At 38.9% G+C, this 16,906-nt stretch carries 15 protein-coding genes; 12 read left to right on the top strand and 3 right to left on the bottom strand.

The window, feature by feature from the left end; genetic code table 11:
* The first annotated feature begins 9 nt into the window (after nucleotides 1–9).
* Both leuS and J0A69_RS17575 read left to right on the top strand, forming a co-directional pair.
* Complete coding sequence (leuS, locus tag J0A69_RS17580) at nucleotides 10–2,784, top strand: leucine--tRNA ligase (protein ID WP_206587921.1); 2,775 nt, start codon at nucleotides 10–12, stop codon at nucleotides 2,782–2,784.
* Between the two features lie 101 nt (nucleotides 2,785–2,885).
* Entirely contained in the window at nucleotides 2,886–3,908 is a 1,023-nt protein-coding gene (locus J0A69_RS17575) for a glycosyltransferase family 4 protein (protein ID WP_206587920.1), read from the top strand.
* A gap of 516 nt (nucleotides 3,909–4,424) precedes the next feature.
* On the opposite strand, the gene J0A69_RS17570 is transcribed toward J0A69_RS17575, so the two are convergent.
* Nucleotides 4,425–5,348 carry a helix-turn-helix transcriptional regulator gene (locus tag J0A69_RS17570; RefSeq protein ID WP_206587919.1) on the bottom strand — a complete coding sequence of 308 codons (924 nt, stop codon included), beginning with the start codon at nucleotides 5,346–5,348 and terminating at the stop codon, nucleotides 4,425–4,427.
* Between the two features lie 179 nt (nucleotides 5,349–5,527).
* Between J0A69_RS17570 and J0A69_RS17565 the strand changes: the two genes are divergently transcribed.
* From J0A69_RS17565 to J0A69_RS17545, 5 genes are all read left to right on the top strand, one after another.
* Nucleotides 5,528–7,054 (top strand): aldehyde dehydrogenase family protein, encoded by a 1,527-nt coding sequence (locus tag J0A69_RS17565; protein ID WP_206587918.1) that lies wholly within the window; start codon nucleotides 5,528–5,530, stop codon nucleotides 7,052–7,054.
* Nucleotides 7,055–7,130: 76 nt separating this feature from the next.
* Nucleotides 7,131–7,529, top strand: coding sequence for a DUF779 domain-containing protein (locus J0A69_RS17560; protein WP_206587917.1), 399 nt, complete (start codon nucleotides 7,131–7,133; stop codon nucleotides 7,527–7,529).
* Nucleotides 7,530–7,590: 61 nt separating this feature from the next.
* On the top strand, nucleotides 7,591–8,754 hold the full coding sequence (locus J0A69_RS17555) for a dipeptidase (protein WP_206587916.1): 1,164 nt from the start codon (nucleotides 7,591–7,593) through the stop codon (nucleotides 8,752–8,754).
* The gene (locus J0A69_RS17550) at nucleotides 8,755–9,480 is read left to right on the top strand and encodes a VIT1/CCC1 transporter family protein (RefSeq protein ID WP_206587915.1); all 726 of its coding nucleotides are present in this window, start codon (nucleotides 8,755–8,757) and stop codon (nucleotides 9,478–9,480) included. It abuts the gene before it with no gap.
* 2 nt (nucleotides 9,481–9,482) lie between these two features.
* Nucleotides 9,483–10,238, top strand: a complete 756-nt coding sequence (locus J0A69_RS17545; protein ID WP_206587914.1) for a DUF5995 family protein — start codon at nucleotides 9,483–9,485, stop codon at nucleotides 10,236–10,238.
* A gap of 42 nt (nucleotides 10,239–10,280) precedes the next feature.
* Here the strand turns inward: J0A69_RS17545 and J0A69_RS17540 are convergent, their stop codons facing one another.
* Nucleotides 10,281–11,402: a DUF4407 domain-containing protein gene (locus J0A69_RS17540; protein ID WP_206587913.1), complete on the bottom strand. Its 1,122-nt coding sequence runs from the start codon at nucleotides 11,400–11,402 to the stop codon at nucleotides 10,281–10,283.
* 241 nt (nucleotides 11,403–11,643) lie between these two features.
* Here J0A69_RS17540 and J0A69_RS17535 point away from each other — a divergent pair, with 241 nt between their 5' ends.
* Nucleotides 11,644–12,309 carry a GDSL-type esterase/lipase family protein gene (locus J0A69_RS17535; RefSeq protein ID WP_206587912.1) on the top strand — a complete coding sequence of 222 codons (666 nt, stop codon included), beginning with the start codon at nucleotides 11,644–11,646 and terminating at the stop codon, nucleotides 12,307–12,309.
* Between the two features lie 3 nt (nucleotides 12,310–12,312).
* Here J0A69_RS17535 and J0A69_RS17530 read toward each other — a convergent pair whose 3' ends face one another.
* The gene (locus J0A69_RS17530; protein WP_206587911.1) at nucleotides 12,313–12,903 is read right to left on the bottom strand and encodes an outer membrane beta-barrel protein; all 591 of its coding nucleotides are present in this window, start codon (nucleotides 12,901–12,903) and stop codon (nucleotides 12,313–12,315) included.
* A 138-nt stretch (nucleotides 12,904–13,041) separates the two neighbouring features.
* Here J0A69_RS17530 and J0A69_RS17525 point away from each other — a divergent pair, with 138 nt between their 5' ends.
* From J0A69_RS17525 to typA, 4 genes are all read left to right on the top strand, one after another.
* Nucleotides 13,042–13,389, top strand: coding sequence for a PadR family transcriptional regulator (locus tag J0A69_RS17525; protein ID WP_206587910.1), 348 nt, complete (start codon nucleotides 13,042–13,044; stop codon nucleotides 13,387–13,389).
* A 19-nt stretch (nucleotides 13,390–13,408) separates the two neighbouring features.
* Complete coding sequence (locus tag J0A69_RS17520; RefSeq protein ID WP_206587909.1) at nucleotides 13,409–14,089, top strand: hypothetical protein; 681 nt, start codon at nucleotides 13,409–13,411, stop codon at nucleotides 14,087–14,089.
* On the top strand, nucleotides 14,086–14,712 hold the full coding sequence (locus tag J0A69_RS17515) for a hypothetical protein (RefSeq protein WP_206587908.1): 627 nt from the start codon (nucleotides 14,086–14,088) through the stop codon (nucleotides 14,710–14,712). The genes J0A69_RS17520 and J0A69_RS17515 overlap by 4 nt, the downstream gene beginning before the upstream one ends.
* Nucleotides 14,713–14,976: 264 nt before the next feature.
* Nucleotides 14,977–16,782: a translational GTPase TypA gene (typA, locus tag J0A69_RS17510; RefSeq protein WP_206587907.1), complete on the top strand. Its 1,806-nt coding sequence runs from the start codon at nucleotides 14,977–14,979 to the stop codon at nucleotides 16,780–16,782.
* The last annotated feature ends 124 nt before the right edge of the window (nucleotides 16,783–16,906 follow it).

Raw genomic sequence — 16,906 nt, 5'->3', positions numbered from 1 at the left:
ACTTTAATCATGGCGGAGTACACCTTCAGAGAAATCGAGAAAAAATGGCAAGCCTATTGGCAGGAAAACTCAACTTTTGAGGCCAAGGTAAATCCAGATAAACCAAAATTCTATTCTCTGGACATGTTTCCCTACCCTTCTGGTGCCGGACTGCATGTGGGCCATCCACTAGGTTATATCGCCTCAGATATTGTCAGCAGGTTCAAAGCTTTAAAAGGTTTCAACGTCCTTCACCCGATGGGTTACGACAGCTTTGGATTACCAGCTGAGCAATACGCTATTCAAACTGGACAACATCCAGCTATTACTACCGAACAAAACATCGCCCGCTATACAGAGCAATTAAAAAATATTGGATTTGCATTTGACTGGAGCAAAGAGGTACGAACTTCCAATCCAGATTATTACAAATGGACTCAGTGGATTTTCATGCAGCTTTTCAACAGCTACTTTGACAATGATGCAGATAAAGCTTTGTCCATAGATTCTTTGATTTCCCGCTTCGAAAAAGAAGGAAACGCCAAAGTCAATGCAGCTTGCGATGATGAAACTCCTATTTTTTCAGCGTCTGAATGGAATGCTTTTTCTGATCGGGAAAAGCAGGAAATGTTGCTCAAATATCGCTTGACATTCTTGGCAGAAACTACTGTAAACTGGTGCGCTGCCTTGGGAACGGTACTTTCCAATGATGAGGTAAAAGATGGATTTTCTGAAAGAGGAGGACATCCCGTAGAGCGTAAAAAAATGATGCAGTGGTCCATGAGAATCACTGCTTATGCCGATAGATTATTACAAGGTTTAGAAAAAATTGATTGGTCAGAACCGATCAAAGAAATGCAGCGAAACTGGATCGGAAAATCCATTGGAGCCGAAGTGATTTTTCAGGTAAAAGATTCTAATGAAACGATCAAAGTATTCACAACCCGAGTAGATACTATATATGGAGTAACCTATTTGGCTTTGGCACCAGAATCAGATTTGGCGGCATCGCTAATTACCGAGGATCAAAGAGAAACTGCCGAGGCATATATCGAAGTTGCCAAAAACCGCTCCGAAAGAGAGCGAATGAGTGATGTTAAAACCATTTCCGGAGCTTTCACAGGATCTTATGCGATCAACCCATTCAATGGAGAAGAAATCCAGATTTGGGTGGCAGATTATGTTTTGGCAGGATACGGCACTGGAGCAGTAATGGCAGTACCAGCGCATGATGAGCGTGACTACAACTTTGCAAAGCATTTTGGATTGGAAATCCGACAAGTGATCGAAGGATCCATGGAAGAAGGATCATTCCCAGGAAAAGGTGGTTTGATCATCAATTCTGGCTTCATTTCCAATCTGTACATGAAAGATGCCATGACCAAAGCCATCGAGTTTTTGGAAGAAAAAGGCATCGGAAAAGGTAAGATCCAGTATAGAATGCGCGATGCGATTTTCACTCGTCAGCGCTATTGGGGAGAGCCACTTCCAGTTTATTTCAAAGATGGCTTGCCTTATTTAATAGAAGAAAAAGATTTGCCATTGGTTTTGCCTGAGGTGGATAAATATTTGCCTACTGAAGACGGTGAACCTCCACTGGCTCGCGCTAGTGACTGGAACTACAAAACTGCTGAAGGTGAATTTCCTTTGGAAAGAAGTACCATGCCGGGCTGGGCAGGATCAAGCTGGTATTTCTTCCGATACACCGATCCAAAAAATGAGACTGAATTTGCCGACAAAGCGAAAACAGATTATTGGGGTGCTGTAGACTTGTACATCGGTGGATCCGAACATGCAACTGGACACTTATTATACTCAAGATTCTGGACCAAGTTCTTGTATGATATAGGAGCAGTCAGCATTGACGAGCCATTCCAAAAGATGATCAATCAGGGAATGATCCAAGGAAGATCGAACTTTGTTTACCGAGTGAAAGGCAGCAACCAATTCGTGAGCTATGGATTAAAAGATCAATACGACACGTTTGCGATGCATGTAGACGTGAATATCGTTTACAATGACCAGCTGAATTTGGAGAAATTCAAAGCATGGAGACCTGATTTGGCAGATGCTGAATTCATCTTGGAAGACGGGAAATATATCTGCGGTTCTGAGGTGGAGAAGATGTCCAAATCAAAATACAATGTGGTCAACCCAGATGACATCATTGAAAAATATGGTGCAGATACTTTAAGATTATACGAGATGTTCTTGGGTCCTTTGGAGCAATTCAAACCTTGGAATACTAACGGAATTGACGGAGTTTTCAAATTCTTGAGAAAGCTTTGGAATCTATATCATGCAGCTTCTGGGGAGTTTCAGGTTTCTGATGCAGAACCAAGCAAAGAAGAATACAAAGCCCTTCACAAAGCTATCAAGAAGATGGAAGAGGATATGGCAAACTTCTCCTTTAATACTTCAGTTTCAAGCTTTATGATCTGCGTGAATGAACTGACTGCTTTGAAATGCAACAAGCGAGCAATCCTGGAACCATTGGCTGTTTTGGTTTCTCCTTATGCCCCACATATTTCGGAAGAACTTTGGAGCTTGTTGGGACATACTGGCTCGATTACAGAAACGACTTTCCCTAAGTTTGAAGAAAGCTATCTTGTAGAAAGCGCATTTGAATACCCAGTAATGATCAATGGAAAAATGAGAGCTAAACTCAATTTGGACTTATCACTTTCAAAAGAGGATATCGAAAAAGCTGCTTTGGCAGATGAAATCGTCCAAAAATGGTTGGAAGGTAAAGCACCAAAGAAAATGATTGTGGTACCTGGTAAGATTATCAATGTGGTAATTTAAGTTTACCAGCAGCTAAAGGAAGGAGCAAAGAATTAAAATACTTGATTTCTTTGCTCCTTTGCTGTTTTCGGGCCTATTTTAATTGACTAATTCCAAGCTGAATGATCATATACACCTATCCTGTTCGAACCGCCTTTACCGATCGAGATCTGGAAATGATCAGCCCAGAAATGAGAATAAAGGCTTTAGAATTTACACAAAGCCCAATCCAACTCCCCTTCTATTTTTTACTTCAATTCTTTCAATTGCTTTGGTACTTGCCAAGAACAACCCAATACCTCGCTTTCTTTGGGGGTTACCATACGGTTTTACCGGTTTGGTTTGGTAAAACCTTTAACAAAAAATGCATTATTCAAGCAGGAGGAACAGACTGCATCAATATGCCTGAAATTGGCTATGGAAACTTCCGAAAGAAATGGTTGAGATTGGCTACAGTTTATAGTTTCAAAAATTGCTCTTTAATCATCCCTGTCGCTGAAGCATTGGTCAATCAAGATTATCAATTTGATAAAAACATCAATACTAAACAGGGCTTGTTAAACCTCATTCCAGATCTCAAAACACAAATTCATGTAATACCGAATGGATTTGATACTGGGTTTTGGAAAAACCTAAACTTAGCAAGACCCAAATTTTCATTTCTTTCTGTGGCCACAGGAACCTCAAATCCAGCAAGGGCAAGGGTTAAAGGATATGATCTAATTGAGTTGCTGGCAAAAAATCATCCTGAATATGAAATTACCCTAGTTGGAGACTCTGATTACACCTCGCCAAATGGCAATGTCAAAATCTTAGGGAAGCAAAGTCAAGAACAACTTTTACATCTTTACAACACCCACCAATTCTATCTGCAGCTTTCTACTTCAGAAGGCTTTCCAAACTCTCTGGGAGAAGCCATGGCTTGTGGATGCATTCCTATCGGTTCAGCCGTTGGGGCTATTGAAGAAATCATAGGAGACACAGGCATGATTTTGCGAAGCAAGGACTATTCTGAGTTGGAAAACCTTTTAGCAAACTGGAATACGAAGAAAGAAGAATTAGAAGAATCTCCTGAAAAAAGAATTTCAGAAAAATTTTCTTACCAAAAGAGAAAAAATGCCTTACTCGAAGTATTGAAAAAATAAGCTTTCGAGAACATAAGGTTCCAGCTTTTTTTATTTCATTTTTTCACTTGAAACAATCCTTTAAAATTAAAACTCTATTCATAAACCGAATAAATGAAAGGAATCCTAAAATTTCCCCTCCCAGAGAAAAGTAATCCAATTTTTAAAATCCAGAATTAAACAGAAGAATTTTAAACAAATACCACTTTTATCGAGTTTTAGTGAATTTTCGCAATCGATTGTAAAAAGAAACCTGTTTTTTCGATTTCAACATTTTTTTTATCAAAATCATGAGATTTTTAAACCGGTTTTTTCAATTTCAACATTTTCCTATTCCGGAAAAGGTATAAAAAAAGGGAGCTTTTTAAAAAAAGCTCCCGAAGTGGGTCTATTGTCAATCGTCTAAAACCAAATAATGTTTGGCATTAACGCCTATTGATCTGTTTTTATGACTTTTATTATCTCCTAAACTTAATAAAAATGAATTTAATCACACAAATACAATCGAAAATTTTTTACAATTTTTTCGATCTATTTTCAATTTGATTGGTTTTGAAAAACTTTTGGAGTCAATCCATACTCCTGCTTGAATGCTCGAATGAAATAGGTGATATTCCTAAATCCTGCCATGTAGCAAACTTCCTGTATCTGAAATTGCCCGATCTGTAGGTATTGCTTGGCCAGTTTTAGCCTTTCGTGCAGCACAAACTCCATTGGAGTTAAGCCAAGTTCTTGTTTGAATGATCTTAAAAAATGTGCTTTGCTCATACAAGCTTCACTAGCTAAATCATCCAGCGAGATTATTTCCCTGATATTTTTTTTGATGTATTCGACCACATGGGCCATTCGGTTACCAGAAGCTAACTCTTTATAGGTTTGTTCCATCATTTCCCTAGCCTGCGTCTGGCTTAGGCGGATCAATAATTCTTTCAAGGCCAAAGAAGCAATGACATCTTTTTCTTTGGACCCATCTTTTACCCCAATTCGAATAAATCGATTAATGATTTCTGAAAGATCCTGGGTGTTGATCAAATGGAAATAGCTTAAATCCAAACCCCAATCTTTGGAAATAATTTTGTCCGGAAACCTTTCATTCAAAAGATTGAAGGTTGCCTCTATCATTTCTTTGGAGATGGAAAGAGCGATGCATTGAGTGGGATTATCCCATTGAGCCTCCGGAAAATCAATTTTCATCACTTCATGGGGAGGCACTATTACCGATTCACCTGGCACATAGTCAAATCCTGGTTTATCAAAAAGGTGCATGACTTTTTTGCCTTTGAGCATGGTAGTCAAAACCAAGTCATCAAAAACCAAATTGACATCTGCTGCCTGCTGGTGAGTCTCAAAGATGTTCAACTCACAATTTTCCAGCGTATAGGTTGTCCTGTTTTCTACCAGCGTCTTAAGATCTCTCTCATTCCGCCAAGGCACTCCTGCTATAAAATTACTTTGGGTCATTGCTTCAATTTACTAAGAATTACAAGCTAAAAGAAAAATCAAGGATTTTCCAGCCTTTCAAAAGAGTAACGTTGTAAAAGCTACATTATGTCAACTCAAGTTGATGAGATGATGTTTCAGTGTAATTTTTCAGGAGAGGTTTTAATGAGATTTGGACATAACCAAAATAACCGTCTCATATGACAACTCTAACATTATCAAAATCAAAGCCTGTAGACCGACCGTCCGTGAAGGCTAAATACGATCATTTTATAGGTGGAAAATGGGTAGCTCCAAGTTCAGGGGAATACTTTGACAACATCTCCCCCATAGATGGAAAGCCCTTTACCAAAGCAGCAAGAGGAAATAAGGAAGATGTGGACAAGGCAATTGATGCAGCTCATGAAGCGTTCAAAACTTGGTCAAAAACTTCTCCTGCTGAGCGAAGCAGAGTTTTGAATAAAATCGCCGATATAATTGAGGAAAATCTTGAAATGCTGGCAAGACTGGAAACAGTAGACAATGGAAAGGCATTGAGAGAAACTCGAGCGGCAGATTTACCACTTTGTGTAGATCACTTCAGGTATTTTGCCGGAGTTATCCGTGCTGACGAAAGCTCAATTTCAGAGCATGATGAGCACACTGTAAGTATTGCATTGCACGAACCTCTCGGAGTAGTGGCCCAAATCATTCCTTGGAACTTCCCATTGCTAATGGCAACTTGGAAAATAGCTCCTGCTCTAGCCGCCGGTTGCTGTACAGTAGTAAAACCAGCAGAGCAAACTCCAACTTCCATCATGGTTTTGATGGAATTGATCGCAGATGTAGTGCCGCCTGGAGTTATTAATGTAGTCACAGGATTTGGAGCAGAAGCAGGAAAACCTCTAGCTACCTCGAAAAAAGTTGCGAAAGTTGCTTTCACCGGAGAGACCACCACAGGTAGATTAATTATGCAATATGCATCTGAAAATTTGATTCCTGTGACCATGGAACTCGGTGGAAAATCACCAAATATTTTTATGAAATCTGTTGCAGACGCAGATGATGCTTTCTTTGACAAAGCAGTTGAAGGAGCCGTGATGTTTGCTTTGAACCAAGGTGAGGTTTGTACTTGTCCATCAAGGATTTTAGTCCATGAAGATATCTATGACAAATTCATGGAACGCGTTATCGAACGTACCAAAGCCATCAAAATGGGGCATCCCTTGGCGGAAGACACCATGATGGGAGCTCAGGCGTCCAATGATCAGTACGAAAAAATCCTTTCTTACCTAGATATCGGAAAACAAGAAGGGGCAGTTGCCTTGTGCGGAGGCGAAAGTGCAGGATTAAATTCAGGATTGGAAACCGGATATTATATCAAGCCTACAATTTTCAAGGGAAATAACAAGATGCGCGTATTCCAGGAGGAAATTTTCGGTCCAGTGACTTGTGTAACTACTTTCAAAACAACAGAAGAAGCAATTGCTATTGCAAACGATACAATGTATGGACTAGGCGCAGGACTTTGGTCAAGAGATGCTCATGAGTTGTATCAGGTTCCAAGAGCGATCCAAGCCGGTAGAGTTTGGGTCAATTGCTATCATGCCTATCCGGCTCATGCGCCATTTGGTGGTTATAAAAAATCCGGTTTTGGTCGGGAAAACCATCTTATGATGTTGAATCATTACAGACAAACCAAAAACATGTTGATTTCTTATAGTAAAGAGAAATTAGGCTTCTTTTAATTGTCAATATCTAAAACCAGCAAAGGCAGAAGTATTCATTTCTGCCTTTCTTTTCTTTACCTATAAACCCAAAATCATGGATAAGATCCCAAGAGTATTAATAACTGAGAAAGCAAAAGAAGTGATAGACACCCTAAAAAATCGGTTCAGCTCCGAACTTATGTTTCATCAAAGTGGAGGCTGCTGTGACGGTTCCTCTCCCATGTGCTTCGAAAAAGGGGATTTTAAAGTTGGAAGTCAGGATATTTGGCTGGGCGAGGTTTATGGCTGTGATTTTTTTATGAGCGCAGATCAATTTGAATATTGGAAACACACCCAATTAACTTTAGATATCACTCCAGGACGAGGCAGTAGTTTTTCTATTGAAATACCCATGGGAATCCGATTTATCATCCGTTCAAAACTCTTTACAATGGAAGAACTGGAAAACCTAAGCCCTATCAAAACCGGCGAAGAGGTTTTAGATGAAAGCTAAGCCTTTACTATTTCATCTTTGAAGCCATTTTTCATTATCTTCAGAAGCACAACCACTAGCTATGAAGAAATTATTATTTGCCTTAGGTGTTATTACAGCCATCTATTTTGTTGCAACACTTTTAGTCCCCACTTATATAGAAGAAAAACGTAATCCGGTAAAATCACTCCCACCGTATGAAGTCTCGCCAGAAGCGCAAGAGATTTACGATCGGTTGGACTTTATCTCTGATTTACATTGCGATGCCTTGCTTTGGGGAAGGGATTTGACGGAAAGATCCACCGTAGGAAGTGTGGATTTCCCAAGGATGAGGGAGGCAAATATCGCCTTAGAAATGTTTACGATCGTCTCCAAATCTCCAGCTGGCCAGAATATGCAAAGCAATTCTGAAGATGCATTTGACAATATCACCCCCTTGACGATTGCTAAGGGAGAAACTCCAAATCAGTGGTTCAGTTTAATTAATCGTACCCTAGGCCAAGCAGAAAACCTACATGATTTCATCGAGGAAGAAGATGGCAAGGTAATTTTCGTTGATGACCTAGCCAGTTTCAAAGAATTGCTTGAAGCAAGAAAAGCCGACAAAACAGTAACTGGAGCCATGTTGGGAATCGAAGGAGCACATGCTTTAGAAGGCTCCCTGGAAAACCTTGAAAAAGTTTATGAGGCAGGAATCAGAATGATCGGACCAACCCATTTTTTTGATAATGAATTGGGAGGATCGGCCCATGGTGAAAATGGTGCTGGATTAACAGATTTTGGAAAATCAGTCATCCGAAGAATGAATGAACTGAATATTTTTATCGATTTGGCTCACTGCTCCCCTGCGATTGTAGATGATGTACTTACGATGACTACCAAACCAGTGATGGTTTCTCATATTGGTGTTAGGGCTGTTTTGGATTCCCAAAGAAATTTGACAGACGAACAAATCCAGCGCATTGCTGCAAATGGAGGGATCATTGGAGTAGCATTTTTTGATATGGCAGTAGGAGATCCCGAAATCGATGGGATCATTGCTACAATGAAACATATCCGAGACTTGGTTGGAGTGGAGTATATAGCACTTGGCTCGGATTACGATGGTGCTGTTGCCGTTCCTTTTGACATCACAGGTCTACCTATCATAGTCGAAGGCTTATTAAAAGAGGGCTTTACTGAAACTGAAATCAAAGCAATCATGGGTGAAAATGTCAAACGCTTTTTCCTCGAAAATCTAAACTAAATGAACGAAGCAAAAATCCATCAGGAAAGCACTCATTTTAAAAAGCTACAGGATTACTTACGTGAATTTGTCTATGGAGGGATCGATGGTGCAGTAACCACTTTTGCAGTGGTGGCAGGTGGTTTTGGAGCTGATCTAGACGCCGGAATAATCATAATCCTTGGCTTTGCAAATTTACTAGCAGACGGTTTTTCTATGTCAGTGGGAGCTTATTTATCCTCCAAGAGTGAAAAAGAAAACTATAAAAAACATGAAGCCATTGAGTATTGGGAAATAGAAAATCTACCTGAAGTGGAACGAGAGGAAATCTCAGACATCTACAAAGCCAAAGGATTTAAAGGTGAATTATTAGAAAAAGTAGTGGATCAAATCACTTCTGATAAAGATTTATGGGTAGCGGAAATGATGAAAGATGAATTAAATATGATGGAAGAGGCCAAAAGCCCTTTTAAAATTGGACTTGCCACTTTCATCTCCTTTCTATTGGTTGGATTTATTCCATTGCTGGTTTATCTCTGGGACTTCTTTTATCCCACTTCCATCAATATTTTCGTGTGGACCAGTATTTTGACAGGCTTTGCCTTTGTAATAGTCGGATGGCTCAAGTCAATCGTTAACCAAACCTCTGCTTTAAGAAGTATTGGAGAAACAGTTGCTTTAGGGCTGTTGGCCGCTGTAGTTGCTTTTTATGTAGGTGATATTTTAGAGAAATTTTTTATTAAATAATTATGAAAACCATTGATGAAGTCCTGATCAGGATGGATGAGATTGTTACTGAATGCAAAGCAACCAATTCAAGAATTGGATATTTTGCTATTCTCTACAGGCAAGTAACCAGGAGAATCAAACAAGGGATTTTGGCATTGGAATTTGAGGATAATCCAAGGATGGAGAGGTTAGATGTATTGTTTGCTGGTAGGTTCATTGAGGCGTACGAAACTTGGAAGACTGGAAGTAAACCAACCCAAAGCTGGCTGGATGCCTTTGAGGCAAGTAAATCCATTAAGCACTTGGTCTTGCAGCATTTATTTCTAGGTATAAATGCTCATATCAATTTGGACTTAGGAATCTCTGCGGCTGAAACAATGGAAGGAGAACCTATCAAAGGAATTCAAAATGACTTCAATAAAATCAATGCGGTCTTAGCCGAATTGGTGGATGGAGTAAAATCCAATATCAGTACAGTGTCTCCAGTTTTTGGTTTACTTATTCCACTGGCCAAAGGAAGAGATGAAATGTTGTTGAATTTCAGTATTCAATTGGCAAGAGACGGAGCCTGGAAATATGCAGGTGAATACTATGCTGCAAGTGACAAACCGCTTATTCTAGCCGACCGAGATCAGAATATTTCCAAGCTCGCCAAGAAGCTTATTAATCCAGGAAAATTCTTATCCTTTCTGGTCAAAATCGTTGGGTTTGCCGAGTGGAAATCTGTTGCTAAAACAATGGATCAATTGGATGTAGTCGCTAAAAAAGTGATCTAACAAAAACAGGGATTGAACCATCCCTGTTTTTGTTTTTTAGAATTAAACTTTCTTCCTCCACCTGGATTCAATTTCCTCAATCTCTGCTTCAGTCTGTACTTTATTTTTTCTATTGGTCTTTTCCTTATTAAGGTCAGTCGCATAGAAATGTGTCTCTTGAAAATAGTCAACACGGGCTTTGGATTCACCCTTTGCTTTGGTCCATTTCTCACTTTTAAATAAGCGGACGCGATCCTCATGCAACTCCAGATATTCATCATAAGGCCCCCGTGGAGAAATCAATTTGACAAAAATCGGTGCAGTTTCTATCGCGATAAACAAAAGCATGATGAAGACATTGGCCAAAGCCATGGCTGAGCTTTCATCTGTCAACGTAGCAAGCGCATCCATTCTCGCAGCCAGACCGTCAAACCCTTCAATCCCGGGTTGTTGCTTTTCAAATTCAGCTTGGCGCAATGCCATGAATTCCCGAATCTGAGCTTCCAAAGTATCTATTCTGACTTGATTTCGACTTCTCAACTCATCCAAACCTATTTGAGAAGCATCCAATTGCTGTTCCTTTTTCTTTGCATTGGTTCCCAAACCAACAATCCCACTAGTGCCGGCAGTTTTTTCACCAAATCGCTCCGCATCATATTCTTTTTGAAGCTGATTTCTGAAATCCTCAGCAGTCTTAACTTCAGCTTTGAGTGTATCTATTTTTGCTTCAAGCTCTTGAATTTCCGGAAAACCTTTGGCCAAATTTGCCTTTGATTGGGTGATGAATTCGGTTCGTTTTTCGTCAATTTTTCGATTGATTTCCCTTTCAAACATTTTCAATTCGAGTGGTTTTGAAATCACCAATGCAAGTAAGACTGCGAGAACCAACCTAGGTATGGCAAGCTTCCATTCAGCCCAAGCATTTTCACGTTTCCGCATGCTGGAAACAATAAATCGATCCAGATTGAAAATCATAAATCCCCAAAGAAGGCCAAAGAAAATCGCCGGCCAAATGGATTGAAATACAGTAAATAAGGCATAGCCTGCTGCGATAGCTGCCAAAACACCAGTAAAGAAAACTGTTGCTCCTATTCCGATGTATTTATTTGATTCTGTGGGAGATCGTTTTAACAGGGAAAAATTTGCTCCGCTGCAAAACCAGAAAAAACGGGTGAGTTGCTCCATGGAAGAGTTATTTGGATTGAACTGATTCTATAACGCTAAAACTTCTCCAAAAAAGCAGGGATTCAGAACCCTATCTTTAAAAAGTGACGAAATCACTAAAAACAGCCATTTAAAAGGGATTTTGACAAAAAATTTGTGACGAAAATCAGACTGGACAAAAATAAAGAATGTTCGAAGTGTGCGATAATGAGCATGTTATGGACGGTTTTGGCCATTGGAAAAAACAGAATATATTTAGTTTATGAAAGCAAAACACCTCTTCTCACTCCTAGTAGTAATATTAACTTTTGGATGCTTAAACCTGCAAGCCCAAGAAAATAGATTTGATAAGGAAGTAGCTCAAATGAGCCATCATCTAGATAGTATCGGCTGGGCAAAAGGTAGTGTATTATTCACTGGTAGCTCCAGTGTGAGAATGTGGAAAAGCTTGCAAGATCAATTTCCAGAGGTACCGATTATCAATACGGGCTTTGGTGGATCAACTGCAGAGGATCTTGATGCACAGCTTTTTCCTTTAGTTTTGAGGCTAGAGCCCTCAAAAGTATTTATTTACGAAGGAGATAATGATATCAACGGCGGTAAAACTGCTGCTGAAATCATGGCAACTTTGGATAAAATTGTCACTCGTATCCAAAAGCAATTACCCAATACCACTGTAAATCTGATAGCAGCTAAACCTAGCCCTTCAAGATGGGAGTTGAAAACTTCCTATTTGGTTTTAAATGATTTGATGCGCCAATATTGCACAGCTCACGAAAACGTGAATTTTGTTAATGTTTGGGACATCATGTTAGATAAAACAGGGGTTCCTAGGGCAGATATTTTTATCGGCGACAATCTGCACATGAATGAAAAAGGGTATGCGCTTTGGAAAGAAATCTTCACTCCTTTTCTTATAGAAGATTGAGCTTTATTTAATCTGGAAAGAAAGTCCAAGGATGATTTGCTCGGTTCTAAAGTTGTCTTTTCGTTTTAAAAATTGATCTAAAGTCAACTTCTGATCATTAAAAACACGCTCATATCTTAAGTCTAAACCTACTGGTCCTACATTGAAACCAAGTCCAAATTGGTAACCGAAAAACAAATTCTTATCAGGTGAATTTTCAAAAAAATCAGAATAATTATCCTTTAAACTATAGTGAAACGAGGGCCCTCCTACTAAGCTGATAAATTTAAAAAAATTCATCCCCACAAGCACAGGAGCATCCAAACGCTGCAATTTCACAGTGCCAATTCCTGCATCAAATTTTGTATTGGAATACATTAATTCAGGTCTCAGAAACAAATCATAATTGCCGATTTTATAGAAAGCACCAAAATGATACCCGGAAGAACCTCCGGGATTTTTCCAGATGGATTCGGCATCTTTAAAGTATTTTCCAGAAGTGGAGTAATTCAATCCACCTTTTACTCCAAAACCTGGCCCTTTATTTTGACCAAAAGCAGGAACCACCATCAGAAAAAATACAGCGATTTGAATGAATTGATAGATCTTTTTCATGGAAAGCGGGAATTTTTAAATACAGGTATCAAAAAAGGAACCAAAAGAACTTTTAGGAGAAAATTATATACATAAGTTTTTTAGGTATATAAGAAAATGATATATTTAAGCATCATATAGGTTAAAACCTAAAAAAACATGTCCAATAACAATCTGATTAAAGGCAGTCTTCAAACTATAATCCTCAAACTACTTGAGGAAAATGAGAAGATGTATGGCTACGAAATCACCCAGCGTGTCAAGGAACTGACTTCCGGGGAAATCAAAATCACCGAGGGAGCGCTTTATCCTGCACTTCACAAATTGGAGGCTGAGGGATTACTCACAACAGAGATTCAGCAAGTGGATAACCGCGTTCGGAAATATTATAGCCTAACCAAAGACGGGCAAAAGGAAGTGACAAGTAAGCTATCCGAACTTCAAGGATTTGTGGAAAACCTTCAAAGGATTTTAAATCCAGAAATCAAACCAGGTTTTAATATCTGATTTATTGAATAAAATGGTAATGAGAAAACTTTCAGAACAAGAACTTGATCAGATTAAAAAAGCTATCTCGGCGAAGGAATTGACCTCAGCGGAAATTCTTCTGGAGATCTATGATCACTATGTAAGTCATTTGGAGGGATTTGAAAGTTCAAAATTTGAAGAGGAACTGTTTGAGTTGGAGCAAAAATTCAGCTTTAGATATTGCCATGCGCTTCAATCCAAATTTATAAAAGCCTCCAAAAAAGAGATATTCAACCTACAATGGTCAATTTTTAAAACTTACTTCACTTGGCCACGATTTCTGGCTACCGCACTAATTCTAGTCTTTTATTTCCTTTTTTGGATGGATGTTTCCAACAAAACCAAAGTGCAACTATTGATCATTCCAATTGTGGCAATTGTGATTCTATCAGCTTGGATTTACTATCAGTCTTTTAAAAAAGTATCGAAAATCAAACAAATGATTGCTAGTCCAAAAGGGATTCAATCTTCACTTTTAGCTTCTATCATGATGCAGCTCTCTCTGATTACTTCATCATTTAATTTGATGATTTTGCTTCCAAAGGTTTTTGATGTGCCTAATTACATGGAGAGTTCTTACTTCATAGCGGGGACATTGTTATTATTCTTTATTTATGTAAGCTATTCCCTGACGCTTTTTGAAGCTTGGAAGCTAAAAACTAAATCCTCCTTGATATGAGAAAGCTTTCAGAAAATCAAATCGCCCAAATTCAATCTTCCCTTACTAGTGGCAATATCTTCTATGATGACATTAGAGCAGAGTTAGTGGACCACTTTGCAACTGAGATTGAAGAAAAAATGGATGGGAACAAATCCTTCGATATACTGCTACTGGAAAAACTGAATAAATTTGATCAGAAGAAATTCCAACGAACCCTCCTACTTCAAAGTCATTTAGGAATTCTGAAAGCTATTTTCAAAAAAATGTTTTCTTTTTGGACGCTGGTTAAAGTTGCAATAATGACGTATGTGATTGGTTTTATAATTGTCCCTTTTTCAACATATACTCCTGAATTCGCAGATCAAGTTTTGAAAACAAGCTTTATTCTCACATTTCTGGTAATTGCATTGATTGGATTGATCAGAACTAGATTGCTTAAAAACTCCCAAATCGTGGCAGCAGGTAACACATTGTTTATAATTGCGATGCTAAGTCAGTTTGTATTAAAAATAGAATGGTTGGGATGGACTGGGCTAAGCAACCAAACCATATTATATGGTTTTGCATTTTGGTTTTGTCTTTTATTAGTAGCAGGATTTAGAGTGCTTTCAAGCACCGTCAAGCGGGCTCACTTGGCATGAAGTTATACAAAAACCAATCAGTAGTCTCAAAAAACTGATTTCCTCTAAAGGCTTACCCTGAGATCGACAGAACTCCTAATCCATGTGGCATGTATGTAATAAATTTTTAGACATTGGCTTCCCCGTACTTTGTGAGAGAATTATTTTATGAGGAATTAGAAAATTGGGAATTTCGCCTTTTCAGACTTTTAAGTTTATACTTCACGATTTGATAACCTGATTCCCAAATATTATTCGTACTTTTGCGGCTCAATTAGGCAAACCATGCAGAATATTCGGAATATCGCGATCATCGCACACGTTGACCACGGCAAAACTACCTTGGTTGATAAAATCATTCATGCTTCTAAAATTTTCAGAGAGAACCAACAGTTTGATGACCTGATCTTGGACAACAACGACTTGGAACGTGAAAGAGGAATTACCATTCTATCTAAAAACGTTTCAGTTCGATACAGGGACACCAAAATCAACATCATTGACACTCCTGGTCACGCCGATTTCGGTGGTGAAGTAGAACGTGTTTTGAAGATGGCGGATGGCGTAATCCTTTTGGTGGATGCTTTCGAAGGTCCTATGCCTCAGACAAGATTCGTTCTTGGCAAAGCACTAGACCTTGGATTGACTCCTATCGTAGTTGTAAACAAAGTTGACAAAGAAAACTGTCGTCCTGACGAAGTTCACGAAGCTGTTTTTGACTTAATGTTCAACCTAGACGCAACAGAAGAGCAGTTGGATTTCCAAACGCTTTACGGTTCTGCTAAACAAAATTGGATGGGCCCAGATTGGAAAAACCCAACCGATTCTATCATTCCTTTGCTTGATGCGATTGTAGACCATATTCCTGCTCCGAAAATCGAAGAAGGATCTCTTCAAATGCAAATCACTTCTTTGGATTACTCCAACTTCGTTGGCCGTATCGCCATCGGAAGAGTAAAAAGAGGTTCAATTAAAGAAGGTCAGCAAGTAACCCTCTGCAAAGTTGACAATGTCTTCAAAAAAGTAAAAGTAAAAGAACTTCATACTTTCGAGGGTTTGGGTAAAGCCAAAGTTACTGAAGTTGTAGCTGGTGATATTTGCGCAGTAACTGGAATCGAAGATTTCGAAATCGGTGACACCATTGCGGCAGCTGAAAATCCTGAGCCGCTTAAGAGAATTGCTATTGATGAGCCAACCATGAATATGCTTTTCACAATCAACAACTCTCCATTCTTCGGTAAAGAAGGAAAATTTGTTACTTCCCGTCACTTGAGAGATCGTTTGATGAAAGAAACAGAGAAAAACTTGGCTTTGAGAGTTGAGTCTACTGATTCTGAAGATAAATTCTTGGTATATGGTCGTGGTATTCTTCACTTGTCAGTTTTGATCGAAACAATGAGAAGAGAAGGTTACGAACTTCAAGTAGGTCAACCTCAGGTTATTTACAGAGAAATCGACGGAGTAAAGAACGAACCAATTGAAACATTGGTAGTAGACGTACCTGCTGAATCTGCTGGTAAAGTAATCGAATTGGCAACTCAGCGTAAAGGTGAATTGCTAATCATGGAGCCAAAAGGTGATCTTCAACACTTAGAGTTCAAAATTCCTTCAAGAGGTTTGATTGGCTTAAGAAACAACGTGTTGACCGCTACTCAAGGTGAAGCGATCATGAACCATAGATTTACTGCATACGAGCCATTCAAAGGAAATATTCCTGAAAGAAACAATGGATCTATCATCTCAATGGAAGGTGGTCAGTGTACTGCTTACGCAATTGACAAATTGCAGGACAGAGGAACTTTCTTCGTTGATCCAGGAGAGGAACTTTATGGAGGTCAGGTAATCGGTGCTCACAACAGAGACAACGATATCGTAGTAAACGTGCAGAAAGGTAAGAAATTGACCAACATGCGTGCTTCTGGTTCTGATGACAATACCAAGATCGCTCCTGCTGTGAAATTCTCTTTGGAAGAATCCATGGAATACATCCAAAAAGATGAATACTTAGAAATCACTCCAAAAACCATCCGAATGAGAAAAATCTATTTGGATGAAAACGAAAGAGCAAGAATGGCGAAAAAAGACGCTTAAAAAATTCTATATATTTTAAGAAATCCCTCAAGTGAAAATTTGAGGGATTTTTTTTGTTAAAAGGAGATTTAAAACAAACTTAGTTCAAACTAATACGTAAATTAAAATGCTAATATTTTTTTGA

Origin of the sequence: Algoriphagus pacificus (genome assembly GCF_017254845.1) — a bacterium.
Lineage (GTDB): Bacteria > Bacteroidota > Bacteroidia > Cytophagales > Cyclobacteriaceae > Algoriphagus > Algoriphagus pacificus.
This window is presented reverse-complemented; position numbering and strand designations above follow the sequence as displayed.